The following is a 26,755-nucleotide window of genomic DNA, read 5'->3' as shown; positions in this document are numbered from 1 at the left end:
GGCCATGAACGACGCGACCGTCATGGCCGGCCCGAACGCGCGCGGCGACTTCTTCCGCCAGCTGCAGCAGCTGACGACGCGCATCCACGCCACACGCAACGTCGACGAGATCATGCTCGACCTGTCCGAAGGCATCTGCGCCCTGTTCGCGGCGGACCGCCTGACGATCTACACGGTCGGCGAGGACAAGGCCAGCCTCGTCTCCAAGGTCAAGACGGGCATGACGTCGTTCCGCCAGCTGCGCCTGCCGATCTCGGCGCAGAGCGTCGCCGGCTACGCCGCGCTGGCGCGCCGCCTGCTCAACCTGACCGACGTCTACGATGCGGCCGAACTGCAGCGCTACGCGGCCGACCTGCGCTTCCAGCAGGGCGTGGACCGGCGCACGGGCTATCGCACGACGCAGATGCTGGTCGTCCCGATCATGCACGACGACGACGTGATCGGTGTCTTCCAGCTCATCAACAACCTGCGCGGCGGCCCGTTCGACAGCACCGTCGTCGAAGGCGCGCGCTACCTGTGCGACACGCTCGCCATCGCATTCGCCCAGCGCCGCCAGGAAGCAAGGCGCGAACGCACCGGCTTCGTCGGCGCGCTGGGTTCCCGGCTGCTGCCCCGCGAGCAGGTCGAGCAGGCGGTGGAACAGGCGCGCGCACAGGGCCGCGACGTCGAGGACGTGCTGCTCGACGACTTCAAGCTGAAACTGCCCGTCGTCGGGCGCGCGCTGGCGGACCATTTCGCCGTGCCCTACCTCGCCTTCCATCCCGGGCGGCGCGTGCCGGCGGAGCTCCTCGCCGGCATGGACCGCGCGACCGCCGAAGTGCGCCAGTGGCTGCCGGTGGAACGCAACGAGCACGCGCTGTACGTCGTCTGCATCGACCCGGAAAAGGTCAAGGCGGACGACGCCGTCACGACCCTGTTCCCGCAGGCGCGCCCCGTGTTCTGCGTGACGACGCGGCGCGATTTCGCGACCATGCTCGACCAGTACTTCGGCGCGGCCGCGACGCCCGCCGCGCTCGCGCCCGCGCGCGCGGACAAGCTGGTCGACACCGTGGCGGCAATGGTGGCGGGCAGCCACCGCGAGGGCCTGTCGGACCTGCGCATCGAGACGGCGCCGGGCGACCGGCCGGGCGAGATCCGCTTCACCGTCAGCGGCATCCTGCGGCTGCCCTGAAAATCGCCAACGCCCTCTGCCCACGTGCTAGCATGCAGCCCTCGTATTTATTTCACAACCGTACGCGCCGCCGATGAGCCCCTGGAAGCAGCTAACCCCGAGCATCTATCACCGTCTCGCGTTCGGCAGCGCATACGGCCTGACCGACGTCGGCCTCGTGCGCCAGTCGAACGAAGACAACTTCCTCATCGATCCGCTGCTCCGCCTGGTGGCCGTGGCCGACGGCATGGGCGGCCATGACGGCGGCGAGATCGCGGCCGTCATGGCCCTCGAGACGCTGCGCGACGCGCTGGCGGCCGTCGACCCGAAAAAATCCAGCCCCGGCGACGCCGCCGACCCGGACGCGACCTGGCAGGACGAGCACATGCCCGCCATCGTGGCCATGCACGAAGCCGTCGACGCCGCCAACGCGCGCGTGTACGGCGCCAACGTGCAGGACGGCCTCGGCGAAGGCGGCGGCATGGGCACGACGCTGACCGGCTTCTGGCAAAGCCTGCCGGACGGCCCGCTGGTCATCTTCCACGTCGGCGACAGCCGGCTGTACCGCTACCGCGACGGCGAACTCGCCGTCCTCACGCGCGACCAGACCATGTACCAGCAGGCGCTGGAAGCGGGCGTCTCCGGCGACTTCCCGCCGCGCAACCTGCTGCTGCAGGCGATCGGCCCGACGGCCGCGATCACACCCGACGTCAAGGCCTGCGCGCCGCGTCCCGGCGACCTGTATCTGCTGTGCAGCGACGGCTTGTACGGCAACACGCCCCATGCGGCCATCGAACAGGTGCTGGCCGGCGCGCATGCGCAGTCGCTGGAGGACTGCTGTGCCGATCTGATCGCCCTGGCCAAGACGCACGGCAGCCGCGACAACATCACGGCGGTGCTGGCGCTCGTCGAGCGCTGATCCCGGCCCACGGGCCTTGCGACGCATGGCCGGCACGCAGGGAACCCGATGCTGTCGCCGCATCGCCGGGGCACCGTGTCTATATTTCCACAATGTAAATAGAATTTCTCGTGGAAAAATGTAGATTTGGCATTGGGAAAGATGATACTCTGTAGGAGATCTCCTACTTTCCCTTTTGGTCTCTCATGGACTACCGCACCGCCTACATCCGCCGGAGCAGAAAAGGTTCGCGCCTGAAAAAACGCGTGGCGGCCATCGGCCTGCTCGGCGCGGCGGCGTGTGCCGTCGTGTTCGCGCTGGAGATGCGGGAAACCGCCGCGCCGCCAGCCGCGCCGGTGCAGGCGCAGGCGCCGGCCGATGCCGCGACGCCGGCCCCGGTCGTGCTGCGCACCGCGGCACAGGCAGAGACGAAAAAGACGCGCCGCGTCTACCCGTATTCCATCGTTCCCGGCGGCGTGATCGACCGCCGCGAGCTCGCGCACGCCGTCGTCGCGGACAAGGTCGTGGCGGCGCACTACGCCGCCTTTGACACGGCCAGGGCCACCGTCGAGACGGTCGGCAAGCCGCGCGCCGTGTACGTGTCGTACCGCAAGGGCGACAAGGTGTTCTGGACATCGAAGAAACTCCAGCTGGCCGAGGGCGAGACCCTGCTGACCGACGGCCAGAACGAAATCCGCACGCGCTGCGGCAACCGCATTTCCGACGTACCGCAATTGCCCGTCGAAGCGAAGGGCCCGAGCGAGGAAGAACTCGATTCGTCCGTCGAGCAGGCCCAGGAAGGCGGCAACGTGGAACAGGTGGGATTCGCGCTGGACGGCAATCCCGCGGGCGGCAGCTACCAGCTCAAGACGTTTGCGACGGGCGACACCGCGTCGACCGGCGGCACGTCCGCAACGAGCAGCGAGACCGCCGTACCGGGCTACCGCATCAACCGCGACGCCATCCTGGACGGCGGCACCCTGCCGGTGACCCAGGACAGCAAGTCGTCGAGCGACACGGCCGGGACCGGCACGGACACCGGCGGCTCGGGCACCGGCACGTCGGGCACCGGCGGCGCCGGCGGCACCGGCACCGGCGGTTCGGGTACCGGCAGCGGCGACCCGGGCACGGGCGGCACGTCGACCGGCGGCACGTCCGGCACGACGCCGGGCGGGACGACATCGGGCGGCACGCAAACGCCCACCGACACCGGCACGAACCCGTCGTCGCCCCCCGGCACGCTGCTGCCGCCGACGACGGACCTGCCCGGCCAGACGAACGATCCGGGCAAGACCCCGGTCAAGCACGCCGACGTGCCGGAACCGGGCACGCTGTGGCTGGGCGGCGCCGGCGTCGTCGCGCTGCTGGCCGCGCGGCGCGCAAGGACACGGGCGCGGAAGTAATTCAGCGCGCCATGGCCTGTCGATAGCGCCGCGGCGAGGTGCCCATCGCGGCACGGAAGCGATGTCCCAGATGCGACAGGTCGGCATAGCCGCACAGGTCGGCAATCTGCTGCAAAGGCAGGGTACTGGTCCTCAACAGCGTGCAGGCCGACTCGACGCGGCGCCGGGCGATCCAGGCCGACGGCGGCATGCCGAACGATACCCGGAACATGCGCGCCAGATGGAATTCCGACAGGCAGGCCAGCTGCGCCAGCATACCCAGCGTGACAGGCCGCGCCAGATTCGCTTCGATGTAATCGGCCAGACGGCGGCGGACCGACGGCGCGAGGCCGCCTTTGAGCCGCGGCGCGCGCCGCACGACGCCTTGTGAGCGCAGCAGTTCGCTCAGTGTGTCGTGGGTGATCTCGTTGGCGCGCAGCAGATCGTCGGCGCCGTCCCACGGCGCGGCGACCAGCGACTGGCACAGCCGCAGCAGGCCGGGGCTTTCGAAGTAGGTGCGGTCGGCCAGGGTGATCTCGCGCGGTTCGCGGTCGAGCTCCAGCACCGCCCGGCGCGTGAAATGCTCCGGCATGAAGTAGACGTGCAGCAGGCGCAGATGGTCGCGCACCACCCATTCCGATTCGTGATCGTCCGGCAGCGTGCACAGGCGCAGCGGCGCGCCGTACTGCCTGGGCGCGCCGCTGCGTTCGGTGCGGTAGCCGCCGTCCAGGTAGCAGGACAGGGTATGGTGGCCGGGCCGCGCATACACCGTCAGCGCTTCGTCGGTATCGCGCTGCCAGATCGCGGCCGCAATGCCGTCGCCCAGCCAGGCGAAGCGTTCGAGCGTGGCGTCGGTGCCGCACATGGTGTCGAACACGGCGTGCGAGATGGGAGCGGGACGGGAGTGCATGAGAAAAGTCTAGCATGCGTCCGCGGCCCGTACCGACCGGGCGCCGAAAGTGCGCAAGCCCAGACAAGTCGGCGCCGCCGGACGCGCCGATCATGCCGGCATGAATACCTTCCTCTACCTGCTCACCGTCGTCATCTGGGGCACCACCTGGATCGCGATCAAATTCCAGCTCGGCATCGTGCCGGCCCCGGTGTCGATTGCCTACCGTTTCTGGATCGCCGCCGCCGTGCTGCTGCTGTTCCTGCTCGGCACGCGCCGGCCGGTGTGGCCGCCGCGCCAGGCATGGCGCTATCTGCTGGCCCAGGGCGTGGCCCTGTTCTGCTGCAATTTCTTGTGCTTCTATTACGCCAGCGCGTGGGTCCCCAGCGGCCTGGTGGCCGTGGTCTTTTCGACCGCGCCGATCTGGAACGCGGTCAGCCTGCGCCTGTTCATGCAGCGGCCGATACGGCGCCAGGTGCTGGTCGGCTCCCTGCTGGGCCTGTCCGGCATCGCACTGCTGTTCCTGCCGCAGATGCAGGGCCACTGGAGCGACCACGGCATGCTGCTGGGACTGGCGCTGTCCCTGCTGGGCACCGTGTGCTTTTCTACAGGGAATCTTCTGTCGAGCCGGATGCAGGCGCTCGGCATGCACCCGCTGCTGACCAACACCTGGGCGATGCTGATCGGCTCGACCATCGTCGGCGGCGGCGCCCTGTTGCTGGGCATGCCGTTCACGATCGACCCGAGCCCGCGCTACCTGGGCGCGCTGGCCTACCTTGCCGTCCCCGGTTCCGTCATCGCGTTCACGGCTTACCTGGTGCTGGTCGGGCGCATCGGCCCCGACCGCGCAGCCTACTCGACGGTGCTGTTTCCGGTGGTGGCGTTGAGCGTGTCGACCGTGCTCGAGGGCTACCACTGGACGTTGCCGGCCTTGGGCGGCGTCGCGCTGGTCCTCGGCGGCAACCTGCTCGCTTTCATGAAGCCCGCTGCGATCGGCATGGCGCGGGCGGCCGGTTGATGGCCGGACCCTGCGCACTCACCCCCGCGCCGCCTGCATCGCCTCCTCGTACGCCGCCTGCAGCTCGCCGAACACCGACCGCGCGGGCGCCGGTGCGCCCAGGTGCAGGTGCCGCAACTCGTCCATGAATGCCTCCCACAGCGGCGGCCCGCCCTGCTCCAGCAATTCCGCCCGCACCGACAGTTCCCGGCTCGGCGACGTATGCCTGCGCCCCCACGCGCCCATCTGCGCGAGCAGGGGCACGAGCTGGATGGATGGTTCCGTCAGGCTGTAGATTCCCTTCTGCCGGTGCGCCGGGTCGGGGCGCCGCGTCAGCAGGCCGGCCGCCGTGAGGCGCTTCAGCCGGTCCGCCAGGATGTTCGACGCGATGCCCTCTTCGCTCTGCGCCAGCAGGTCGCCGTAGCTGCGGCGGTTGCCGAACATGACGTCGCGGATGACGATCAGGCTCCAGCGGTCGCCGAGCTGTTCGAGGGTCAGGTTGATCGGGCAGCCCGAGCGTCCGGCCTGTGACATCACGTAATCCTTGGTCGTTGTGCTTGCATTTTGCTTAGTATAGCGATATCTTTAAACCACTTGCATTTTACAAGCAGTTTATTTCAATCCCATCCGAAAGCGATCCCGCCATGTCCCTCGCGCTCTACGGTCATCCCTTTTCGTCGTACACGCAAAAAGTGCTCGTCGCGCTGTACGAGAACGACACGCCTTTCGAGTTCCGCTGCCTCGGGCCGGACACGCCGCAGCACGCGCAGGAATGGCTGCAACGCTGGCCGCTGCGCAAATTCCCGCTGCTCGTCGACGGCGCGCGCAACGTCGTCGAGACCAGCATCGTCATCGAATACCTGCAGCTGACGCATCCCGGCCCCGTGCGTCTGCTGCCGGACGATCCGCTGGATGCGCTGGACGTGCGGTTCATGGACCGCTTCTTCGACCTGCACGTGATGAGCATGGTGCAGCACGCGGTGAACGGCGCGCTGACGGGCGACACGGCCAAGCGCGCGGACGCCCTGGCAGTGGCGACGGAAAAACTGGAACTCGCCTACGCCTGGCTGGAGGACCGCCTGGCCGGCCGCACCTGGGCTGCCGGCGAGCACTTCTCGCTTGCCGACTGCGCCGCCGCGCCCGCGCTGTTCTACGCGGACTGGACGCATCCGATCGCGGCGCGTTACCCCGTGCTGCGCGCCTATCGCGCGCGCCTGCTGGCGCGGCCGTCGTTCGCGCGCGCGGTGGACGAGGCGCGGCCGTACCGGCCCCTGTTCCCGCTGGGCGCGCCCGACCGCGATTGACCCAGGCCGTCAGCGTGCGGCCGGCGCTTCGTAGCGGCGCTGCACGTCGTCGTAATAGCGTTTCAGGGTCCAGAACGCGAGCTTCTTCTTGCCGTTGTCCGAGATCAGGCCCTTGCGGTTCCAGAAGTCCTGGAAATACGGATGCTGGCGGCGCGGCGAACGGAAGTCGACGAGCACCCACGGCGTCATCCCGCGCAGGCCCGGGATCGCGGACAGCATCTTGAATTGATTGCGGTACAGCGCGTCCTGGTATTCCTCGCTCCAGCGCGTGTCGGCGTCGGCGTGATAACCGCCCAGCGCGGACGCACCGAACTCCGTGATCACGACCGGCTTGTTGTAGCGGACGTCGAAGCGGTAATTCAGCATCTCCGCATTGCTGGCCCAGTACCAGCCCGCGTACTCGTTGAAGCTCGCGAGGTCCAGCGAATCGGCGAGCGGGTCCTCCACGGTGATGTCGCTGCCCTTGCGGTGGATCTCCAGCGCGGCCGCCACGAGACGGGTGTCGTCGAGCGCGCGCGCCGTCTTCGCCAGGTTGCCCATGAACGTATTGCGCGCGCCGCTGACCGGCGTCTCGTTCCCCACCGACCAGACGATCACGCTCGCGCGGTTCTTGTCGCGCGTGACGAGGTCCGTCAGCTGGGCGTTCGCGTTGGCGTACGTGTCCGGATTGGTCCACGAGATCGTCCAGTACACGGGCACTTCCGCCCACACCATCAGGCCCATCTCGTCGGCCAGGCGGATCATCTCTTCGCTGTGCGGGTAGTGCGCGAGCCGCACGTAATTGCAGTTCATCTCCTTGGCCCATTGCAGCAGCATCCGCATATCGCCCTGTCCGCGCAGGCGGCCAGGGATCAGCGGATTCTCGTCGTGCAGCGAGATCCCGCGCAGGAACACGGACTTGCCGTTCAGGAGGATGTCCCGGCCGCGCGTCTCGATGGTGCGAAAGCCGATGTGGTCGACCACGTCGTCGCCGCCGCCGGCCAGCTCCACCGTGTACAGTTTTGGTCGTTCCGGCGACCAGTACGTCAGGTTGTTCACCGGGATATCCAAGGCGGCGCGCCCGTTCGCGTCCGTGCGCACGGTGGCCTTGATGCCCGCTTCGGGAATCGTCACCGTCACCTGCTGCGACTTCGCTTGTCCCGCCATCTGGATAAAACCTTCGATGCGGCGGGCGTCGCCTTTCGCCAGCTGCACCTTGTAGTCGGCGATGTACGTGGCGGGCAGCTCGGCCAGCATGACGTCGCGCGTGATGCCGCCGTAGTTCCACCAGTCCGTGTTCACGGTCGGGATATCGTCCTGGTGCCGCGTGTTGTCCGCCTTGACGACGACGACGTTGCGGCCCTTCGCCAGTTTGTCCGTGACGTCGAACTGGAACGGCGTGAAACCACCCTTGTGCATGCCGAGTTTTTTGCCGTTCAGGTAGACGTGCGCCTCGTAGTTGACGGCGCCGAAGTACAGCGCGTAGTGCCTGCCCGGCTTGGGATCGGCCTGGAACACCTGGCGCAGCCACACGGTGCCTTCGTACAGCTGCAACTTCTCCGCCTGCGAGTTCCAGTCGCCCGGCACCGCCATCGTCGGCGCGCGGTCGAAGTCGTATTCGACCCAGTCGGTCTTGTCCCTGGGCTTGCGGTCGTCATAAAACCCGCCCTTGCCGCTTTCCGACTGGTCGAACGGCATGTGGCGGTAGTCGTAATAACCGTTCTCGTACGGGTCGATGATGTAGCTCCAGCGCCCGTCCAGGCTGACGTGGCTGCGGCCGTAGATGTTTTGCACGGGCGCCATCAGGCTGCCGGCGTGCGCGGCCCTGGCCGGCTGGCCGGCCAGCTGAACGTCGACCGGGTCGGCCGCATGGGCAGCACAGGCCATCAACGTCAATGCGGAAAAATGCAGCACGGCCGTCAGCCGGGCAAACGGGTGTGTCATGGCGTCTCCTGTGATTGGTGCAGTTAGCGCTACCGGTGTTATTGCACGGATGTTATCGTTGTCGCTTGGCAGGAGCAATATTTACGATTGAAGCGCCGGGTTGAGCACGCGCCATCATATTATTATCATAATTGCAAATTTTTAAGACAGGAACGTCGTTATCCGAACTCAGTTACGTTAACGCAACATCCGATTTTTTCTTCTCTTTTTGTGGCTTCAAACGCATCGTCGACTTAGCACATGCACAAGGCTTTACCTATGGCATGTAGCGTCCGTGCCCTTGAAGCAGGCATGAAACCGATTTCCTGTCATCGGTGTTTTCCACAGGTGCGTTGTTCATGAACAATTATTATCTTTGCAAACGTCAATATGCATATGGACGCCCTCCGCGTCTGAATTGTTAAATCTTTCAGACCTGTGCATGTTGGCGATTGTCTTAGTGTTAATTATTCTAAACAGGAAATTCCAATGAAATTTGCAAAGAAATGGTCCGCCGTCGCTGCGATGGGCTTGCTGCTGCCGTTGTCGTCACAGGCGGCGCTGACGCAACAGCAGTACCAGAACCTGGTCTACGGCGGCGCCGCCGCCGTGGCATGGGGTTCGGTCGGCACGTTCAACGCACTGCTGCAATACTTTATCGGCCATAAGATCCCATCCGCCGCGGCAAACTGGGGCAATGCCGTGGGCGTCGTATGCGGCGCGACGGCGGCCGGTCTCGGCAAGGCCTGGAACCCGGCGACGGACCCGATCAGCAAGGCCAACGTCGCGCTGGGAGCGCTCAAGGCCGGCAGCGTCATCGGCACCATGTCCGTCTGCCGTTGGACGACCACGGCCATCGCGTTCGCCGCAGTCAATGCGCACAACGATGCCGACGCCCACGCGAATGGCCTGAGCAACACCCGGAAGAACCAGCTCAACCAGCTGGTCAGGACGTTCGAGAACCAGAAAGGGCTGCTGACCCAGGCGATCCAGGACGCGGAAGATGCCAACGGCGCCCTGACGTCGGCCCAGCGCACCTACGACAACAACCACTGCAATCAGGTCAACAGCCTGCCTTGCGTCGCGGCCCGCCAGAACCTGACGCGCGCGCAACGCGACGCGCGCAACTCGAAGATCTACGCCCAACAGATGTCCTGGGACCTCGGCCAGACGCTGTACAAGATGAGCCAACTGGAAAACGAACCGCTGCCTCGTCCGACGGCGGGCCGTCCGGTCCAGATTCCCTGATTGACGTGATCGCGTGATTCGTCCCGTTGCCGCGACGGGCATGGGCAGGCGCGCTGGTCGAAGCCTGCCCATCGATGAGAAGCACTTTGTGAGGAATGGAATGAAGAAGCAGGAACGATTTTCGACTGCGCCAGGGTGGCTGGCGCGGAACAGGCGCCGCGCCGCCGTGCTGGGCGGTGCCGGCTTGCTCGTCGCTGCCGTGCTGGTCCTGATCGCGCCGGCGCGGTCGAACGACAACGGACCGGAAGAGCCGGCGAATCGCACGCCGTTCAAAACCGCCGGCGCCAAGCCGGCCGCCGTGGCCGGTGGCGTCACGCTCGGGATGTCGACGGCAGTCACGCCGGCAGCCCGGCTGGACACGGCCGACAGGCTGTATGAGGACGCTTCACTGGCAGCGATGTGCCAGAACCCGGAGATTCCGCAGGACGAAAAGGCGGCGTGCGCCGGCGTTGCGGCCAAAAGCGACCGGGAACTGGAGAGCATGCTGCGCCAGGCCAGTAAAGGCGGCAACGTCGCCGCCAAGACGTATCTCCTGCGCCGCAACGCAGACGAGGCAAGCGCACGCCTCGAGGGCACCGCCCCGCTGGACGAGAACCAACGTGCCGAATCCGTGGCCCAATTGAAGGCATCCGTGGCCGAACTGCGCGACATGGCGCTTGCCTCAAAAGACCCGCTCCAATTGACCCGGCTTTCAGCGCTCTACCTGCGCAATGCCGGCGTGCTGGAAGGCGCCGGCCGGGAAGCCGCCGTCCTGACCATCGCCGCCGCACTCGGCAAGGGGCACGACCCGGCCGAATTCAATGACCTCTATGCGACCTATCCACCGGAGGAAGCGGCCCGGATCAGGCAAATGGCCGAGCAACTGGCCGACCGCCTGAAAGGCACTTCATCAAGGACTGCGGAGGCAGACAAGCTGGCGACGAAATACGCGGTCGAATGCCATGTCGACAAGAATGGCGTGAACCCGTGCATGATCGGTCCCTATTGATGCCTCGACAACCAACCTGGCGGGCCAGTGTGGCTATTTCGTGCATGGCGTCGAATTCAGTTGTTCACGCCGCCAGAAGCTGCAAGAATTAATTACCATGACGAAATTAAAGTTCCCGGAAGACAAATCCAAAGAGCCGGCGCTCGAAACGCTTGCACACGGATTGCGTCGTATCGCAACCGCCGACGCGGCGACGGTGCGGCAGGAAACGGTAGCCGTTGCGGCGACGCTGTGCGGTGCCGAACGCGGCTATTGGCTCGCCGCCGGGGACATCCATCGCGCCGACGCATCGGTCGCGGAGGTCGTCGAGCATGCACGGCGCACGCGCGAGATCGTCTGCACGTGCGGCACGGCCTGCTTCGCCGTCGGCGACCCGGCCAGCGTATTCGGCGTGGTCGTCCTGGAGCATGCGCGGGTGGCCGAGTGCGGCACCACATTACTCGGCATCCTCGCCACGTCGGCAGCGGCCGCGCTGGTGAATGCAGCCCTGCGGGACGACGTCGAACACGACCGCGCGATGCGCGCCCAGTCGGCCGCGGAGCTGGCCTTTGAACAGACCCTGCTGCGCACCCTGGTCGACAATATTCCATTTCGCATCTACGCCAAGGACCGCGCCAGCAGATTCTTGTTCGGCAATAATCGAATGGCCCGCCTGGCCGGCGTCGACACGCCCCCGCAGCTGATCGGCAAGACCGACTACGATTTTTTCCCGACGGAGCTGGCGGCCAAATATTTTGCCGACGAAAAGCAGGTCATGGACTCGGGCCAGTCGCTGTTCGATTACGAGGAACTGGTGGAGGACCAGGACACGGGCGAACTCGGATGGACCGTGACGACCAAGGTGTTATTGCGCGACGAAGACGGCGCGGTGAACGGCATCGTCGGCATCGGTTACGACGTTACCCAGCGCAAGCAAATGGAGGCGCGCCTGCGGGAGCGCACCCAGGCGCTGGAAGTCGCCAATGCCAGGCTGGAAGCCGAAAAAGAACAGCAGCAAATCCTGATCCGCAAATTGAGCGACATGCAGGGCCAGTTGCTGCAATCCGAGAAAATGGCCTCGATCGGCCTGCTGGCCGCGGGCGTCGCCCACGAGATCAACAATCCGCTGGCGTTCATCAGCTCGAACTTCGGCGCGCTCGAACGCGACGCCAGGGACATCCTGCGTCTGATCAACGCGTTCGAAGGCGTCGAGGCGCTGCTGCCGGGCGAAGCCCGCGCACCGGTCACCTTCATGAAGCAGGACATCGGCCTGGACGACATCCGCCAGGACCTCGACGCCCTGTTCCTCGAATCGCGGGAAGGCCTGCAACGTGTGAAACACATCGTGCAGAACCTGAAGGATTTTTCGCGCCCCGGCGAAATCAAGAAAGAAATGGCCGATCTCGAGCAGGGATTGAACAGCACCCTGAACGTCGCCTGGAACGAAATCAAGTACAAGGCGGAGGTCGTCAAGGAATACGGCGGCGTCCCGGCATTGTATTGCCTGCCTTCGCAGATCAATCAGGTCTTCCTGAACCTGCTCATCAACGCAGCCCACGCGATCGAGGGCAAGGGCAGGATCGTCGTGCGCACCGGGTACGACGCCAGCGTCGTCTGGGTCGAGATCGAAGACGACGGCAGCGGCATCGCGCCCGAACATCTCGACCATATTTTCGAGCCGTTCTTTACCACCAAGCCGGTCGGCAAGGGGACGGGGTTGGGCCTGTCGATCGTGTACGGGATCGTGCAAGGGCATCATGGCACGATCGACGTGGAGAGCACCGTTGGCAAGGGGACGATGTTCAGGGTGACGTTGCCGCGGTCGACGTAGCGCGTCGCGGCCCGATTCCCCGGCCGGCGTTGCGGTACACTTGAATGGACGCCCCTGCCGGAAGCGGCCAATCCAGAACCCGGGAACCCCATGAACGACTACATCTTATTCATGCACGACGACGTCGTCGATGCCGCCATCGCCACCGACGAACAACGGTGGGGACAATACATGTCGGGGCTGCGCGCGTCCGGCCAGTTCGACGGCGGCAGCGCGATCGGCAAGGGGATGGTTTTCAAGAAGGACGACGACGCCAAGCCCGCAACGACGAGGGTGTCCGGCTACCTCCGCGTGCGCGCCGAGAACGCGGAGGCGGCGCAGCGATTCCTGATCGGGAATCCGAACTACGAAGCGGGCGGCACGGTGGAGATCCGGGAACTGCCGCGTACCTGACGCGCCCGCCGTGTCCCGCCACGCGGCGCCGGTGCGGCGTCTCAGTCGCCCGAATCCGCGGGCGCCCAGCTGCGCCGCGGCGCGCCTTCCCCTGCCGCGCCCCACAACACCTTGCCGGGGTTGAGGATGTTCTGCGGGTCGAACACGCGCTTGATGGCGCGCATCAGTTCGACCGCGGGCAGCCCCGCTTCCTGGACCAGGAAATCCATCTTGTGCATGCCGATGCCGTGCTCGCCCGAGCACGTGCCGTCGAGGCGGATCGCGCGCTCCACCAGCCGTGCGTTGAGCCGCTCGGCGCGTTCGCGCTGCGCCGGCTCGTGCGGATCGATCAGGTAGCCGAAATGGAAGTTGCCGTCGCCGACGTGCCCGACCAGGAAGTACGGCATGCCCATCGCGTCGGCTTCGCGCACCGACTCGAGCAGGCATTCCGCGAGGCGGCTGATCGGCACGCAGGCGTCGGTGCTGATCGCGCGGCAGCCAGGCATCGAGGCGATGGCCGCGAAATATGCGTGATGGCGCGCCGTCCAGAGCCGCGTGCGCGCCTCCGCGTCGGTCGCCCAGGCGAAGGCGGCGCCGCCGTGTTCCGCGGTCAGGGCCTCGACTGATTCCGCCTGCTCGCGCACGCCGGCCGGCGTGCCGTGGAATTCCATCAGGAGCATCGGTTCTTCGCGCAGATCCAGCTTGCTGTACCGGTTCACCATCCGCACCGCATTGACGTCGAGGAGCTCCATGCGCGCGATCGGGATACCGGATTGCACGACGTCGATCGCGGCGCCGACGGCGTCGACGATGCTTGGAAACGAACACACGGCCGCCGACTGCGCTTCCGGCAGCGGATGCAGGCGCACCACGATCTCGGTGAACACGCCGAGCGTGCCTTCGCTGCCCACCATCAGGCGGGTCAGGTCGTAGCCCGCGCTGCTCTTGCGCGCACGCGTCCCCGTATGCACGATCTCACCGGCGGCCGTGACCACCTGCAGGGCGAGCACGTTCTCGCGCATCGTGCCGTAGCGCACGGCATTGGTGCCGCTGGCGCGCGTGGCGCACATGCCGCCGATCGATGCATCCGCGCCCGGATCCACGGGGAAGAACAATCCGGTGCCCTTCAGCGCCTGGTTCAGCTGCATCCGCGTCACACCCGGCTGCACCGTCGCCGTCATGTCCGCGGTATCGATGGCAAGCACGCGGTTCATGCGGCTCACGTCCAGGCTGACGCCGCCCCGCACGGCCAGCAGATGACCTTCCAGCGACGACCCGGCGCCGAACGGGATCACCGGCACCGCGTACCGGCCGGCCAGTTCGAGCAGCGCCTGGACATCGCCGACATCCTCGGCGAACACCACGGCGTCCGGCGGATTCACGTCCACGAACGACGATTCGTCGCGCCCGTGCTGTTCGCGCACCGCGGCGGCGGTCGAGCAACGGGGGCCAAAGCGGGTTTGCAGGTCGGCCAGCAACGGGGCGGGCAGGGCCTGGGCCGGGTCTGGGGTCATGCGGTCATTCATTCCAAAATTCCTTGTGATGTCGGTGCGTGCTGGGCGCTGGGCACCTGGAAGTCCACGTCGGCCGTCTTCGCGATTCCCGCGCTGCGGCCGGGGCCGGTGTGGTAGGTCCAGTACAGGTTCGTGTGCGCGATCACCTTGGCGGGTTCCGGTGCGCCCCATTCGGTCTTGTCGCCTGTCGTGTGGGCATCGCTGACGAGGATGACATCGTACCCGCGCGTAAAGGCGCCGTGGATCGTCGAGCGGATGCACGCATCGGTCTCGGCACCCGCCACGAACAGTCTGCCCACCCGCAGCGCCGCCAGGCGCTCGGCCAGTACGGTATCTTCGAAGGCGTCGCCGTAAGCCTTGTCGATCCGCACATCGTGCGGCGCGGGATGAAGCTCCGGCACCAACTCCCAGCCATCCGTGCCGCGCACCAGGCCCTCGTCCGCATGTTGGACCCAGATCACCGGAATGTCCGCGGCGCGCGCCTTGGCGACGAGCAGGTTGATGTTCGCGACGACCGCATCGCGGGCATGCGCCTGGGCGACCACTTCCCGCTGCACGTCGACGATGATCAGGGCGGTGTTTGGGCGATTTTCGAATGTCGTCATAGAGGCAGCAGCGCCAGGTCATCACCACATTGTTGTGCCAACTGAGCTAAATGGAATTCTGCAAGATAGCGGTAATCTTGAACTGTAAGCATTTTAGCTCCTGCATAACGGCTGCTTCTGAGCGCATCCGGTCATTCTGTTCAGGATGACAGTTTGCCACGATGGAGAAGTCGCGGGTGTTACGATCGTCTGCGATCGGCCCGACGCGGTCGTTCGATTATTCATTTCCATAGCTGGCAGTCCAGCTATTCCATGCATCTTCGTTTCGCGCATAGACAAGAATGGGCAGGAAATTGCGCCGTTGGGGGAAAGGGTTGGACGCGAAGTCTTCCGCAAACGAAATAGTAGGGCTGAGCGTCGCAAGGATATTTGTCATAACAACGCTCGCACATTCCCGTTCTTCGTCCGTCGGATCGCCATCGAACTCGAAACGCCCGCGTAACCGCCCATCGTCAGCGATATCGAACGACACGGATCTCAGGCGTGGCGGAACTTCATCCAGCAAGGCGCGCTGCGCCGCCAGCCGAAGTTCGGGCTCCGTTGGAATAACTGTGATTTGCATGTCCGATGGCTCGCTTCGGTAATGATGTCCGCTGCTGGCCGATCTCGGCCGACCGGCCGGACCCGACCCATTTCAGACGTTCACCATATGAAGTGCAGCAGACTGTTTTCTCTCCGACCGAGGACGAGTGTCATTGCCCGAACGGGAACTTCTGCAGGATTTGTTCGTGCTCTGCTTTCAGCCGTAATCCCCAAGATGGTCTCAATTCTGCCATTAACTTCTCTTGATATGGGAACCACACAGCCCTGCCATCACCAGTCGGCTTTCGATTGCGTAATTCGTACGAAGTGGCCATGATCGAGGTGATCCCCGCAAAAAGCAGGTACAGAACCTCATCATTGTCAAGCCCCGATATCCTTTCAAGCTCCGAGCCACGCTCAGTTACCACGAACTCAAACTTTCCGGACCTCATCTCAACATGGGGAGCCCCATCATGCTGCGGAGACGTATGAAATGCCTTGTAGTACGGCTCTACATCCAGTTGCTCAGCCAATGAACGAAACTCGGCCTCAAGACCGGATAGCGACAGTTTTTCCATCGTAGGTCGTTTTCCGTAACAGGTCGTTTTGATGATCGCAAGAGGTTCGTTTCTGGCCGACTGCTGCTGTTCAGTGTACGGCAGTTTTCGACTCGAAGCGGACGAAGTTTTCTATTTCCACTCGTATGACGCGCCACGAATCAATGAGTCAACCGCGCCCTTACTCAACCACGGATACGTCCGCTCTAACTCCTGACGAATCAGTGCATCAGAAGTTTGAAAACTCGGTTCCCGCCAGTACTTCGCATCAGTTACCTCGGCCCAGAGTTCGTTAATGGTCTGTATATCCGAGCTCTCAAGCCCCTGATGCACAAGCACAGCGTGAATGTATTCCCAAGGTCGCCCCCACTCGTGAAAGCCCCCAAGCGCATCGTTTACCCGACGCCTGTCTGCCATAAGCGATCACCCTGTTCAAGTTGGGAAAGAGGTTGCTCAGCAAAGTCCGCTCCTGGCCGATTGCGCCCTTCAGCAAGCACTACATCCAACGTATATTGCTTCGATCGACGCTAACGCGCATCCAGCATCGCCGTAAACCGCTGCGCCTTGGGCACCCCAGCACACATGAGCATCGACGGCGCCACCCCAGGCGCCCCGTCCGTCCACCACAAACTATGCCCCTGCAACGCAACCGCAGCGACGCGTTCGCCGACACCCTCGTCCAGTGCAAACCGCCACGCCCCGTCGGCAGGCGCGGCCTGTGCGGCATCAATCAATGCCGGCCCCGGCAGCTCATCAAACTGCGCCAGCCTGAACGCCGCATCCAGCGACGCCCGCGCCAGATCCTCGATCGCGTCATACCACGCACCGTGCTTGTGAAACCAGTCCAGCAACGGCGGCGCCCCGACGGCGGCTATCATCAGCGGAAAATAACGCCCGACCCGATCCACACTGGGCATCATCACACCCCCGAGTCCCTCCGGCCCGAGCACGCCGGGCGAGATCGCAAACCGCCACACGGGACTGGTGAGATAGTGATCGAGCCACTGATCCCCAAGCTGCTGCTGGCTCGCGTGAATGCACTGCTGCAGCCACGCGTCCCACGCCGCGACCAGCCCGTCGGGCAGCCCGCGCGACACGAAGTCGCCCAGCGTGGAGACTTTGCCGAAGTACCCGGTCACAGCTTGTCCACGCAGCGGAACTGTTCCAGCACGGCGCGGCGGAACGGGTTGACGACGCTGCTCGCGGTCAGTTCCAGCGCGGCCTTGCGGCCGTCGGCGTCGAACGTCACGTTGTAGCGTTCACCCTGCGCCGTGGGCACCACGGTCGCCTTGTCGAGCATGCGGAACCACGCCCACGGCCCTTCCGTGTGCAGCGTGCCGTGCGCGCTGGCGGGCGTGACGTCGAGACGCACCTGCCCGCCGCCCTTCCCGCTCGGCAGCTGGAACGATGCGGGCGTCAACGCGCCCGGCGTGGCGCTCAAGACCTGGCCGTCGATGTCGAGCACGAACTTGGTGATCGCAGGATCAAGCGACACCGGCTTCAGGTCGAAGCGCATCGACGCCTGGCGGCCGCCGTTCGCGAAGAACGCGTCGCGGATCTTCGCGGCGCGCTGGAATGCGTCGAGCGTGGCTTGCGGGATGCCGAGCGTGCTGTCGTTCGCGGTCGCGCGCCAGCGCCACTGGGCGCCGCCCATGTCGACGTATTGGGCGAGGTTCTTCGCGAAGAAGTCGTCGATCAGGCCACCCGGCGCGAACAGCTTGCCGAAGTCGTCGGCGGTGACGTCCTGCGCGGCGGACTTGACGATCGGGTAGCGGCCCGCGACGGCCTGGCGGCAGAACTGCGCGGGGCCCGCGGTCCACAAGGCGTTCAGGCGTTCGCGTTCGCTGCCGGACGTGAGGCCCGCGCCGCCGCTGTCGATCGACTTCAGCATCGTGCCCAGCGGCGCCGGTTTGCCGTCCGCTTCCAGCTTCACCTTGGCGAGCGCGTCGCCCGGCGGCGGCGGGGCGCCCGTGCGCTTGGCGGCGGCGGCGCTGTCCAGGTAGACGGCGACGTCCTTCAGCATGCCCAGCGTCTGGTCCAGCGGCGACGGGGTACCCGCCGTCATCTTGTGCAGGTCGTCGAAGTGCGCGTCGACCGGGTTCGCGGACTTCGCGGGGGCCGCCGGCGCGCTGTCGTCGCTGCTCGCCATCGCGCTTTCCAGCTTCTTCTTGTACGCGTCCAGCTTGCCCTTGACGGCCGCCGTCACGGACGCCGCCAGCGGCGTCTTCGTGCCGCCCAGCGTCGTTTCCTTGCTGGCCGCGACGAGGAATTTGCGCATCGGCGAATCCGCGCCGGACAGCAGGTTGGTGATGCGCGCGCCCTGTTCCAGCGTGCCGAACGGACGCAGGCTCACGTCGGCCAGCAGCGCGTCCCACTGCGCGATGTAGTCGTCGTAATACAGGCGCAGCACGGCCTGGCGGACCTGGTCGCGGTTGCCGGCCTGCGTTGCTTCCTGCTGCGCCAGCACCCAGCGTTCCTTCTCGACGTCGTCGACCGCCTCGTCGCTCATCGCGAGGAATTTGGCGTAGCCGGCCGGCGAGAACATGCCGTTCACGCCGCGCGTGATGGGCTCTCCGCTCTTGCGCACGAAGACGTTCGCGGCCTCGCGCCCGCCCGCGCTCGCGGGACTGAACTCGGGCAGCTTCTCGCGCATCAGCTGGCGTTTCAGGCGGTTGTAGACGCGCTGTTCGAGCGGCATGCGCGCGAGGGTCAGGCGCGTATCGCTGATCAGCTGCGGATCGAGCCGCGGCATCGCCTGGCCGTCGCGGAAGTTTTCCATCAGCGCCAGCTCGTGCGCGGCCAGGGATTGCTTCTGGTCGTCGCTCGCGTCCTTCAGGTTGCGCGCGTCGTCCAGCGCCGCCCACGCCGCGACGGACTCCGCCTCGAAGCGGCTCGCGTCGCCCAGCATCAGGTAGACGCGCAGGACTTCGTACAGGTACTCGGGGCTGTTGGCGCCGTTGCGGCGCAACTGGTCTTCCATGCGCTGCTGCAGGCGCGGCAGCAGCGTGTCCTGCAATACCTTGCGGTAGGCGATGCGCGCGGCCTCGCCCAGTTTGTCGCCCTGGTACAGGCCGAAACGCATCGACAACGGCGCGCCCTTGTCGCGATCGTCGTAGCCGCCCGGCAGCGTGCGCAGCGCGTCCAGCACGGGCAGCAGCTGCACCGTCGATCCCTGCGCGGGCAAGGCGGCCACCTGCTTGGCGATGGCGGCCGATTTCGCTTCCATGTCGGCGACGTACGCCCGGTTGCGCACATAGCTCGTGATCATGCCGGCGCCCAGCAGCACGAAGACGATGGCGATGGCGGCCACCGAGCCCCATTGCAGCATGCGCCGGCGCTTTTCCAGCGCATGGTTCACGCCCGCCAGTTCGGCCTCGGGGAACATCACCTGCTGCAGCAGGTTCGTGATGAAGTAGCTGCGGCCGCTGGCGGCGTTCGGCGCCAGCGCCTGGCGCTCCAGGCCGAACGAGGCGGCCATCGCGCTCATCACGCGGTCGAGCGGGCTGCCTTCCTGCGTGCCGCTGCTGAAGTAGACGCCGCGCAGCAGCGCCTCGCGTTCGTAGCGGTTCGACGCGAACACGTCGTCCAGGAAGCGTTTCAACACGTCCTGGATGCCGGCGAACTGCTGCGGGAAGCTGTAGATCAGCGCGCGCTTGTGCGGGTCGCGCTCCTGCTGCATGCGCGCCAGAACGCGTTCCTGCAAGCGCTGTTCGAGCTGTTCGAATTCGGCGGGGAACGCGGCCAGCGCGGCGTCGCCGTCGGCGCCGTCCTGCAGCGGGAAGGTCATGCCCCAGACCTGCGCGCGTTCCTCGCGGCCCAGCCCCTCGAAGTATTCGACGAAGCCGCCCAGCAGGTCGCACTTCGTCACGAGCACGTACACGGGGAAGCGCACGCCCAGCTGGTCGTGCAGTTCCTTGATGCGGTCGCGCAGCGCCTGGGCCTGCGCCTGGCGGCCCGCGTCGGTGTCCTGCAGCAGGTCGCTCAGGGGCACGGTCACGATGACGCCGTTGATCGGTCGGCGTCGGCGGTATTTCTTGAGCAGTTGCAGGAAGCCGGTCCACGCGGCCTTGTCGGCGCCGGCATTGCTGTCCTGCGTCGTGTAGCGGCCAGCCGTATCGAGCAACACGGCGTCGTCGGTAAACCACCAGTCGCAGTTGCGCGTGCCGCCCACGCCGCCAATCGCACCTTTGCCCAGCGCGTCGGCGAGCGGGAATTTCAGGCCGGACTGCGTCAGCGCCGTCGTCTTGCCGCTGCCCGGCGCGCCGATGAACATATACCACGGCAGCTGGTACAGGCCGCCCTTGCCGCCCGTCTTGGTTTTCTTCAGGATGGCGATGGCATCCTGCATGCGCTTGTTCAGTTGCGCCACTTCGGCCGCGCCTTCCGGCGGCGCCGCGGCGGCGGGCTGTTCATCCGCGCCGGCCACGCTCTTCATCAATGCGCGGTTGGCGCGCCAGGCCTTGAACCAGCGCCAGCCCAGCCAGCCGGCCCAGACCGCGAAGAAGATGAGGATGAAGGTCCAGCGTACCGTCTCCGATGCGAACGGATAATGGCCGTCGTAGGACACCAGCGGCGCCTCGAACCAGATGACCAGCGCGAGCAGCAGCACGCCCAGGAAGGCCAGCACGGCGGGCTTGATCAGCCAGGTGAAGAACTTTTTCATTGCGTGTCAGTTTTCGTGTTGGTCTCAGTTCGCCGCGGCGGGCGTCAGCAGGACGATCTCCACGCGGCGGTTGCGCGAGCGGCCGGCCGGCGTGTCGTTGGTCGCGAGCGGCTCCGAGTCGCCGCGGCCTTCCACGCTGTAGCGGGATTCCGGCCCGGCGCGTTCGGCCAGCAGGTCGCGCACGGCGGTCGCGCGGGCCTTGGAGAGTTCGTAGTTGGACGGGAAGCGCGCCGACAGGCCGGGCTTGGTGTTGTCCGTGTGGCCGACGACGATCACCTTGCCGGGCACGGTCTTCAGTGCGTCGCCGATGCGGCCCAGGAGGCCGAGATAGGCGCCGGACACGTCGCCGCTGCCCGACGCGAACACACCGTCGCCGCGCAGCGTGACGACGGAACGGTCGGCGCTGTCGACGACGGTGACGAGGCCCTGCGCGATCTCGGGCGCGAGGAAGCCGGCCAGGCGCGGCACGGTCGGCGCCGGTGCGGGCGGCGTGGCCACGGGCGGCGGCGCCGTCTTCAGCGACAGCAGGTTGGCGAACACCGGATCGGATGCGCTGCCCAGCCGGTGGCCGAGGAAGAGCTGCAGCAGGATCAGGATGACGGCGGCGCTGGCCGCCATGATCCACACGGGGACCATGCGCCATAAGGGCTCGCCCTTGCCGGTGGCGCCCTTCCAGTGCGGCGACAGTTCGGACTCGACGGGCGCCTTCTGCTGGGCGATCAACTGCTGCAGGCGTTCGCGCAGCGCGTCCAGCTGGCTGCGGCCGTTGTCGATCACGCGATAACGCCCTTCCAGGCCGAGCGCGAGGCACAGATACATCAGCTCCAGCGCATGGACGTTGGCCTTGGGCGCCTGCGACAGCTTTTGCAGGATCAGGAAGAATTTCTCGCCGCCGAACGCTTCGTTGTGGAAGGCCACGAGCAGGCTGCGGCTGGCCCACACGCCGCCGCCGCCCCACGGCGTCGACGAGATGGTCTCGTCCAGCAGGGTGCACAGCGCGTAGCGCGCGGCCGCGATCTGGTCGTGCTCCACGTGCGCGGCTTTCGCGGACGCTTCGAACGTCTTGATCGCGCCGATGAGCTGCATGCGCAGCGCCTCGACGTCCGGATGCGACGCCATGCGGCGCAGCGGCGGCACGAGGTCGAGCAGCGGATTCGCGGCGCGCACGAGCGGGTTCAGGCCCGCGCCGTGCAGCTGGGCCGGCGCGTCGCCTGGCGCGGGACGCGGCGGCGGTGTAGTACCTGGCGCAGCCGGCGTGGCCGGCGGCTGGGACGGCGCCGTGCGGCGCCCGCCGGGTGCGGGCACGAGCACGGTGCGGTCGGGGTCCTGCATCGGGTTAGTGGGATCGCTCACGTGCGGTCCTCCTGGTTCGTGGGACCGCTCGAGCGGTCCTCCTGATTACTTGCGGATTGCCCAGAACTCCATTTGCAGCCCCGGGTACTCGTTCGGGATATGCATCGCGAAACCGACGGAATTCTGCAGCTGGGCCCAGTGCTCGCCGGTCTTGTCGAGTTCAAAATAGGTGTAGCCGGCGTGGAACGGCAGCTGGCGCGGCGCCACGGGCAGCGCGCGCAGGGCAATGCCGGGCAGCTGCAGATTGACCAGGTCGCGGATCTTTTCGATCGATCCGATCTTGACCATGGCCGGGAAGCCGCTGCGCACGGCCTCCGGCGGCATGTGCGCGTTCACCGCGAGCACGAACGTCGCGGCGCGCAGCAGCTCCTTGTCCGGCACCACGGCGACGCGGATGCCGAACTGGCGTTCTTCCAGCGTGAGCGCGACGGCGCGCGGATCGACGACGAGCGACAGCGCCGCGCGCACGTCCTCGATCAGCGGCGCAAAGCTCTCGCTCAACCGGTCGTGGCGGTACACGGGATAAGGCACGGCGCGCTTATCGGGGCGGCTGAACGTCGACAGTTCGCCCGCCAGCTGGGCCAGTTCCGCATACAGGCGTTCCGGATGCAGGCCCGTCATGCCGGCCAGGTGGCCGAACAGCGGCAGGCTTCGGTTCAAGAGTTGCAGCATCAGGAAGTCCGCGATCTCGGCGGCGCCGGCGACGCCCGGTTGGCTGAGTCGCCCCGCCAGCGCCTGCGCGCGCTGGTTCAACAGGCCCACCAATTCGTCGGCGAAGGACGACAGGCGCGGCGCGACGCGGAAGTCCAGGCACGGCGGGCAGTAGGACGGATCGAGCACGACGCGGTTGTCAGGCCGGCGCTCGATCACGCGCGCGATGCCGAGTGTCGTGTAGGCGTTGGCGACGTCCTTCTCGAGCGCGACGCGCAGGCGCAGGCTGCCCACCTGCATCAGCGCGCTGTTGTCGAGCCCATTGCTGTCCATCGCCTCGTAATCGACGGGACGGTGGCGCGCGAAGTCGTCGAGACCTGTGCCGTCGCTCGTCTCCGCGATGCCCATGCGGCGCAGCGGCAGCGCCAGCACGATCAGCGCGTCGCGCGCATCCTCGGGGACGTCGAGCGGCTCGGGCAGCGCGCCGTCCTGCGGCAGGTTCAGCGTCGTGCCGTCCGGGAGCACGGCGCTTGCCGCCAGCAGCGCGAGCTTGCCCTGGGCCAGCAGCTGTTCGTCGATGACCAGCTTCGTGAAGCCCCACGCGTAGGCGCGCACGCCAGCGACGCGTTGTTCGATCACGTTGTGCAGGTAGCGGTCGTGCTGTTGCAGGTGCTGGGGCTGCAGCAGCATGCCCTCCGACCAGATGACTTTACTATTCCAGGACATTCGTAGGCAGTGGTTGAGTATCGGTTGATTGGAGTTCAGCGGCGCGCCTGGCGCAGCAGTGCGACCTGTTCCTCGTAGGCCTTGCCGAAGGCTTCGCCGAACAGGCGGTGGAAATCGCTGTCCGCCTCACTGGCCATCTGCGTGTACAGCTCGACCATCCGGTCCCACATCTTGGCCTTGCGGCTCGATGCGAGCATCTTGTCCATCACGGTCGGCACCTGCAGCCGCGCCTCGATGGCGGCCGGGTCGAATCGTTCGAGCACACCGGCCAGCGCGGCGCGCATGCCGGCCATGATCGCCAGCTCGTGCGCCTTCAGGTCGTCGAACGCGTTGGCGAACGCGCGCGGCGGCGCCATATAGCCGGGCATCGTCCCGCCCATCATCTGGGTCAGCGCGCTGTCGGCGTCGGGGAAGAATTTCAGCGGGTTGTTGGCGGCGGCGCCGATCATCGTCATGTCCAGGCGGCTTTCGCGCTTGGTCATGGCGCGGCCCATCAGCACGCCCATCGTGCCGGACGTCGCTTCGCGCAGCATGGCGCCGGCCATTTCCGCGATCTCCTCGGCGCTGCGCTTCGTGCTCAGTTCCGTCAGGCCCAGGCCGCGCATCAGGGCCTGGATCACGGGATCGTCCACGGCCTTGCCGCCCGCCGCGCGCGCCGCAGGTGCTGGCCCTGGCACCGGTGCCGGTGCCGGCGGCACGGCGGCGGCGGGTGGCGCGAAGGCCGGCGCAGGTTCGGGTTCGGGTTCGGGCGCAAGTTCGGCAAGCGGCGGCGGCGCTGCCGGCACGGGCATCACGGCCGGCGCGGCGGGCGCGAACGCCGTCGCCTCGGCCTCGTCCGTCGGCATGGCGGGCGGCACCTGCGCGACCGGCGGCGCGGGCGGCAGCGCCGGCACCGCCTGCACGCGCGGCGGCAAAAAGTCGGCCAGCGGGTCGTAATCGTCCGGGATCGCCATCGACGGTATCGCTTGCGGTTGCGGCTGCGCCACGACCGGCGGCGGCGCGAAATGCGATGCCGGCGCGGGCTGCGAAACGGATTGCGGCACATGCGGCGGGGGCGCGAACGGCAACTGCTCCGGCGGCACGTGGTCGCTCTCGGCGCCACGCCACGCCGGCACGCTCGGCGCGGCGGCCGGCGCCGGACTGCCGAACAGGTTCAGGCCGAGCGGATCGAAGCTGGGGCTCAAAGGATCGCCGCCCACGTCGAGGATGCCGGCGCTGGCCAGCGAATCGTCCGGATTCACGGGCAGCTCGGGCGTGACCGCGGCCGGCGCGGGCGCAACCTGCAGCGGCGACGTCGGCAAGGGAGACGCCACCGCGGCCGGCGCGGCGGGCATGAACGCCGTCGCCTCGCTTTCCACGCTCGCGAGCAGTTGATAGTCGCCGATGGTGACGCGGTCGCCGTCTTCCAGTTGCACCGGGCGGCCGGCGCCGACCGGGCGGTCGTTCACGAGGCTCGGGTTGCTGCCGACGTCGACGAGCCAGAACGCATCGTCGCGGTACTCGACGCGCGCATGCAGGCGCGAGATGTATTTGCCCGGATCGTCGAGCACCAGGTCATTGCCGGGCGCGCGGCCGATGGCGCCGCCCAGGCGGTCGAAGCGCCGCGTCAGCGCCTGTGCCGGCGCCGCGTTGCGGTACGTGTAGACGCTCAGAATGATGGGCATTGGAGTCCTGGGATGATCGAACGATTATACAGTTGCATTTTGTTGAAACCCAAGCACTCAGCCCTTGCTCACGTCCTTGAGGAAGCGCGCCCGTTCCTGCGGGTCCGGCAGGTTCTCGGCCAGCAGGCGATAGAACTCGTCGACGTTCCCCGTCATCTTGGACGCGCGCTTGGCCAGCACCTTGGCGATCGGGCCCACGTACACGGCCAGCTTCATCTGCGCCGCGTCCATCAGCTCGGGGCTCAGTTGCAGCAAGGTGGGCATGCCCGTCATCTGCGTCAGCTGGGTGCCGGTCCGGACGGCGCCCGCCTGGCTGCGGCCGCTCATCGTCGACAGCGTGGAGAGCCCGTGCTTCTTCTTGATCTCGCGGATGCTGTCCTGGAACTGCGCGCGGCCAGCGTCCGAGCCGATGTGCGGCAGCAGCTTGTTGCACAGGTCGTCCAGGTCGACGGCGTCGCGCGCGGCGTTCTTGAGCACCAGTTTCGCCACGGGGCCGATCTGCGTCGACAACGCCGTCTGCAACTCGGGCGCGAGGCCCTGCAGCCATGGCGGCGCCGCGCCGGTGAGGCCGGACGCGCTGCCCGTCGCCGCGGGCATGCTGCCGTGCTGCGACGCGCTGGCCGGATGCGCGGGCCGCGCCGGCTCGGGCACGGCCGGCCGCTGGAACGCGAGCACCGTGCGTTCGTTGTCCTCGTCGGTGAGCGGCACGCCGCCCGTCTGCTGCATGTACGCGGCGCTCAAAGCGTCCAGGAAGGCCAGCGCATTCGGGAAGCGGTCTTCGACGCGCTTGGCCATTGCCTTGGCGAGCACCGTGTCGAAGGCCGGGTGCAGCGCCGGCTGGCGCTCGCTGGGCCGCGGCGGCATCTCGTGGATGATCTGGTGCATGACGGTCGACGCCGGCCCGCTGAACGGCCGCACGCCCGTCAGCATCTGGTACAGCACGATGCCGACGGCGAACAGGTCGGAGCGGCCGTCGACCGTCTCGCCCTTGAACTGTTCGGGCGACATATAGCTGGGCGTGCCGATCACGGCGCCCACCTGCGTCAAGGTCGAGGACTCGATCTTGGCGATGCCGAAGTCGGTGATCTTGACCTGGGCGTCGCCGGTGATGAGGATGTTGGCCGGCTTGATGTCGCGGTGGACGACGCCGCGCGCATGCGCGTAGTCGAGCGCGCGCAGCAGCTGCGTGATGCAGGTGATGCTGGCGGCGAGGTCCATCGGCACGTCCTTGACGAGGAAGGCGTTCAGCGACGTGCCGTCCACGTATTCCATCGCGATGTACGTCGTGTCGCCGTAGGCGCCGAAGTCGTACACCGCCACGATGTTCGGGTGCACGAGACGCCCCGAAGCCTGCGCCTCGTTGCGGAAGCGCGCGACGATGTCGCTGTCCTGCAGCCCGTCCTGCAAACCGTCCAGCAGCTCGTGCCGGATCGTCTTGAGCGCGACCGTGCGCGCGATGTCGGCGTCGAACGCCTTGTACACCACACCCATGGCGCCGCTGCCCAGCACGCCATCGATGCGGTACTTGCCGATCTTGTCGATTGTTGCCATTTGCTGTCC

22 protein-coding genes are annotated in these 26,755 nt (G+C 66.7%); 9 read left to right on the top strand and 13 right to left on the bottom strand.

What is annotated here, in order from left to right:
* Positions 1-4 precede the first annotated feature (4 nt).
* From ACEN9Q_RS28540 to ACEN9Q_RS28530, 3 genes are all read left to right on the top strand, one after another.
* The gene (locus ACEN9Q_RS28540; RefSeq protein WP_495626823.1) at positions 5-1,171 is read left to right on the top strand and encodes a GspE/PulE/PilB domain-containing protein; all 1,167 of its coding nucleotides are present in this window, start codon (positions 5-7) and stop codon (positions 1,169-1,171) included.
* A gap of 73 nt (positions 1,172-1,244) precedes the next feature.
* On the top strand, positions 1,245-2,069 hold the full coding sequence (locus tag ACEN9Q_RS28535; protein WP_157202105.1) for a PP2C family protein-serine/threonine phosphatase: 825 nt from the start codon (positions 1,245-1,247) through the stop codon (positions 2,067-2,069).
* A gap of 185 nt (positions 2,070-2,254) precedes the next feature.
* Complete coding sequence (locus ACEN9Q_RS28530) at positions 2,255-3,451, top strand: PEP-CTERM sorting domain-containing protein (protein ID WP_495626822.1); 1,197 nt, start codon at positions 2,255-2,257, stop codon at positions 3,449-3,451.
* 1 nt (position 3,452) lies between these two features.
* Here the strand turns inward: ACEN9Q_RS28530 and ACEN9Q_RS28525 are convergent, their stop codons facing one another.
* A complete protein-coding gene (locus tag ACEN9Q_RS28525; RefSeq protein ID WP_495626821.1) occupies positions 3,453-4,340 on the bottom strand; it encodes a helix-turn-helix domain-containing protein in 888 nt (295 codons plus the stop codon).
* Between the two features lie 100 nt (positions 4,341-4,440).
* Between ACEN9Q_RS28525 and ACEN9Q_RS28520 the strand changes: the two genes are divergently transcribed.
* Entirely contained in the window at positions 4,441-5,337 is an 897-nt protein-coding gene (locus ACEN9Q_RS28520) for a DMT family transporter (protein ID WP_495626820.1), read from the top strand.
* Between the two features lie 18 nt (positions 5,338-5,355).
* Here the strand turns inward: ACEN9Q_RS28520 and ACEN9Q_RS28515 are convergent, their stop codons facing one another.
* Positions 5,356-5,850 (bottom strand): winged helix-turn-helix transcriptional regulator, encoded by a 495-nt coding sequence (locus tag ACEN9Q_RS28515; protein ID WP_495626819.1) that lies wholly within the window; start codon positions 5,848-5,850, stop codon positions 5,356-5,358.
* 110 nt (positions 5,851-5,960) lie between these two features.
* Between ACEN9Q_RS28515 and ACEN9Q_RS28510 the strand changes: the two genes are divergently transcribed.
* A complete protein-coding gene (locus tag ACEN9Q_RS28510) occupies positions 5,961-6,620 on the top strand; it encodes a glutathione S-transferase family protein (RefSeq protein ID WP_495626818.1) in 660 nt (219 codons plus the stop codon).
* A 9-nt stretch (positions 6,621-6,629) separates the two neighbouring features.
* Here ACEN9Q_RS28510 and ACEN9Q_RS28505 read toward each other — a convergent pair whose 3' ends face one another.
* Entirely contained in the window at positions 6,630-8,543 is a 1,914-nt protein-coding gene (locus ACEN9Q_RS28505; protein ID WP_495626817.1) for a glycoside hydrolase family 2 protein, read from the bottom strand.
* A gap of 468 nt (positions 8,544-9,011) precedes the next feature.
* On the opposite strand from ACEN9Q_RS28505, the gene ACEN9Q_RS28500 reads away from it, so the two are divergent.
* From ACEN9Q_RS28500 to ACEN9Q_RS28485, 4 genes are all read left to right on the top strand, one after another.
* Positions 9,012-9,770, top strand: a complete 759-nt coding sequence (locus ACEN9Q_RS28500; protein WP_495626816.1) for a hypothetical protein — start codon at positions 9,012-9,014, stop codon at positions 9,768-9,770.
* 100 nt (positions 9,771-9,870) lie between these two features.
* Positions 9,871-10,758, top strand: a complete 888-nt coding sequence (locus ACEN9Q_RS28495; protein WP_495626815.1) for a hypothetical protein — start codon at positions 9,871-9,873, stop codon at positions 10,756-10,758.
* A 97-nt stretch (positions 10,759-10,855) separates the two neighbouring features.
* The gene (locus tag ACEN9Q_RS28490; protein WP_056448722.1) at positions 10,856-12,568 is read left to right on the top strand and encodes an ATP-binding protein; all 1,713 of its coding nucleotides are present in this window, start codon (positions 10,856-10,858) and stop codon (positions 12,566-12,568) included.
* 90 nt (positions 12,569-12,658) lie between these two features.
* The gene (locus ACEN9Q_RS28485) at positions 12,659-12,961 is read left to right on the top strand and encodes a YciI family protein (RefSeq protein WP_056448725.1); all 303 of its coding nucleotides are present in this window, start codon (positions 12,659-12,661) and stop codon (positions 12,959-12,961) included.
* 41 nt (positions 12,962-13,002) lie between these two features.
* On the opposite strand, the gene ACEN9Q_RS28480 is transcribed toward ACEN9Q_RS28485, so the two are convergent.
* From ACEN9Q_RS28480 to ACEN9Q_RS28435, 10 genes are all read right to left on the bottom strand, one after another.
* The gene (locus tag ACEN9Q_RS28480) at positions 13,003-14,466 is read right to left on the bottom strand and encodes an FAD-binding oxidoreductase (RefSeq protein ID WP_495626814.1); all 1,464 of its coding nucleotides are present in this window, start codon (positions 14,464-14,466) and stop codon (positions 13,003-13,005) included.
* Entirely contained in the window at positions 14,463-15,059 is a 597-nt protein-coding gene (locus ACEN9Q_RS28475; protein ID WP_495626813.1) for an isochorismatase family protein, read from the bottom strand. Before ACEN9Q_RS28475 ends, ACEN9Q_RS28480 begins: the two co-directional genes overlap by 4 nt.
* Positions 15,060-15,276: 217 nt before the next feature.
* Complete coding sequence (locus ACEN9Q_RS28470) at positions 15,277-15,621, bottom strand: MafI2 family immunity protein (protein ID WP_495626812.1); 345 nt, start codon at positions 15,619-15,621, stop codon at positions 15,277-15,279.
* A gap of 130 nt (positions 15,622-15,751) precedes the next feature.
* Positions 15,752-16,159 carry an Imm63 family immunity protein gene (locus tag ACEN9Q_RS28465; protein ID WP_495626811.1) on the bottom strand — a complete coding sequence of 136 codons (408 nt, stop codon included), beginning with the start codon at positions 16,157-16,159 and terminating at the stop codon, positions 15,752-15,754.
* Between the two features lie 506 nt (positions 16,160-16,665).
* The gene (tagF, locus tag ACEN9Q_RS28460) at positions 16,666-17,277 is read right to left on the bottom strand and encodes a type VI secretion system-associated protein TagF (protein WP_495626810.1); all 612 of its coding nucleotides are present in this window, start codon (positions 17,275-17,277) and stop codon (positions 16,666-16,668) included.
* Positions 17,274-20,801 carry a type VI secretion system membrane subunit TssM gene (tssM, locus tag ACEN9Q_RS28455; protein WP_495626809.1) on the bottom strand — a complete coding sequence of 1,176 codons (3,528 nt, stop codon included), beginning with the start codon at positions 20,799-20,801 and terminating at the stop codon, positions 17,274-17,276. The genes tagF and tssM overlap by 4 nt, the downstream gene beginning before the upstream one ends.
* A 24-nt stretch (positions 20,802-20,825) precedes the next feature.
* Complete coding sequence (locus tag ACEN9Q_RS28450) at positions 20,826-22,154, bottom strand: DotU family type VI secretion system protein (protein WP_495626808.1); 1,329 nt, start codon at positions 22,152-22,154, stop codon at positions 20,826-20,828.
* 45 nt (positions 22,155-22,199) lie between these two features.
* On the bottom strand, positions 22,200-23,531 hold the full coding sequence (gene tssK / locus ACEN9Q_RS28445; protein WP_495626807.1) for a type VI secretion system baseplate subunit TssK: 1,332 nt from the start codon (positions 23,529-23,531) through the stop codon (positions 22,200-22,202).
* 35 nt (positions 23,532-23,566) lie between these two features.
* Positions 23,567-25,195, bottom strand: a complete 1,629-nt coding sequence (gene tagH / locus ACEN9Q_RS28440) for a type VI secretion system-associated FHA domain protein TagH (protein WP_495626806.1) — start codon at positions 25,193-25,195, stop codon at positions 23,567-23,569.
* Between the two features lie 57 nt (positions 25,196-25,252).
* Positions 25,253-26,746 carry a serine/threonine-protein kinase gene (locus tag ACEN9Q_RS28435; protein WP_495626805.1) on the bottom strand — a complete coding sequence of 498 codons (1,494 nt, stop codon included), beginning with the start codon at positions 26,744-26,746 and terminating at the stop codon, positions 25,253-25,255.
* Between the last annotated feature and the right edge of the window lie 9 nt (positions 26,747-26,755).

The sequence above is a fragment of the Massilia sp. Masssp93 genome, from assembly GCF_059491295.1.
This window is presented reverse-complemented; position numbering and strand designations above follow the sequence as displayed.

Bases quoted from the DNA above. Each gene is read 5' to 3' on its own strand.
- tssM (WP_495626809.1), bottom strand. From the start codon at position 20,801: ATGAAAAAGTTCTTCACCTGGCTGATCAAGCCCGCCGTGCTGGCCTTC.
- ACEN9Q_RS28485 (WP_056448725.1), top strand. From the start codon at position 12,659: ATGAACGACTACATCTTATTCATGCACGACGACGTCGTCGATGCCGCC.
- ACEN9Q_RS28530 (WP_495626822.1), top strand. From the start codon at position 2,255: ATGGACTACCGCACCGCCTACATCCGCCGGAGCAGAAAAGGTTCGCGC.
- tagH (WP_495626806.1), bottom strand. From the start codon at position 25,195: ATGCCCATCATTCTGAGCGTCTACACGTACCGCAACGCGGCGCCGGCA.
- tssK (WP_495626807.1), bottom strand. From the start codon at position 23,531: ATGTCCTGGAATAGTAAAGTCATCTGGTCGGAGGGCATGCTGCTGCAG.
- ACEN9Q_RS28435 (WP_495626805.1), bottom strand. From the start codon at position 26,746: ATGGCAACAATCGACAAGATCGGCAAGTACCGCATCGATGGCGTGCTG.
- ACEN9Q_RS28505 (WP_495626817.1), bottom strand. From the start codon at position 8,543: ATGACACACCCGTTTGCCCGGCTGACGGCCGTGCTGCATTTTTCCGCA.
- ACEN9Q_RS28540 (WP_495626823.1), top strand. From the start codon at position 5: ATGAACGACGCGACCGTCATGGCCGGCCCGAACGCGCGCGGCGACTTC.
- ACEN9Q_RS28465 (WP_495626811.1), bottom strand. From the start codon at position 16,159: ATGGAAAAACTGTCGCTATCCGGTCTTGAGGCCGAGTTTCGTTCATTG.
- ACEN9Q_RS28490 (WP_056448722.1), top strand. From the start codon at position 10,856: ATGACGAAATTAAAGTTCCCGGAAGACAAATCCAAAGAGCCGGCGCTC.
- ACEN9Q_RS28470 (WP_495626812.1), bottom strand. From the start codon at position 15,621: ATGCAAATCACAGTTATTCCAACGGAGCCCGAACTTCGGCTGGCGGCG.
- ACEN9Q_RS28510 (WP_495626818.1), top strand. From the start codon at position 5,961: ATGTCCCTCGCGCTCTACGGTCATCCCTTTTCGTCGTACACGCAAAAA.
- ACEN9Q_RS28500 (WP_495626816.1), top strand. From the start codon at position 9,012: ATGAAATTTGCAAAGAAATGGTCCGCCGTCGCTGCGATGGGCTTGCTG.
- ACEN9Q_RS28525 (WP_495626821.1), bottom strand. From the start codon at position 4,340: ATGCACTCCCGTCCCGCTCCCATCTCGCACGCCGTGTTCGACACCATG.
- ACEN9Q_RS28495 (WP_495626815.1), top strand. From the start codon at position 9,871: ATGAAGAAGCAGGAACGATTTTCGACTGCGCCAGGGTGGCTGGCGCGG.
- ACEN9Q_RS28475 (WP_495626813.1), bottom strand. From the start codon at position 15,059: ATGACGACATTCGAAAATCGCCCAAACACCGCCCTGATCATCGTCGAC.
- ACEN9Q_RS28535 (WP_157202105.1), top strand. From the start codon at position 1,245: ATGAGCCCCTGGAAGCAGCTAACCCCGAGCATCTATCACCGTCTCGCG.
- ACEN9Q_RS28515 (WP_495626819.1), bottom strand. From the start codon at position 5,850: ATGTCACAGGCCGGACGCTCGGGCTGCCCGATCAACCTGACCCTCGAA.
- ACEN9Q_RS28480 (WP_495626814.1), bottom strand. From the start codon at position 14,466: ATGAATGACCGCATGACCCCAGACCCGGCCCAGGCCCTGCCCGCCCCG.
- ACEN9Q_RS28520 (WP_495626820.1), top strand. From the start codon at position 4,441: ATGAATACCTTCCTCTACCTGCTCACCGTCGTCATCTGGGGCACCACC.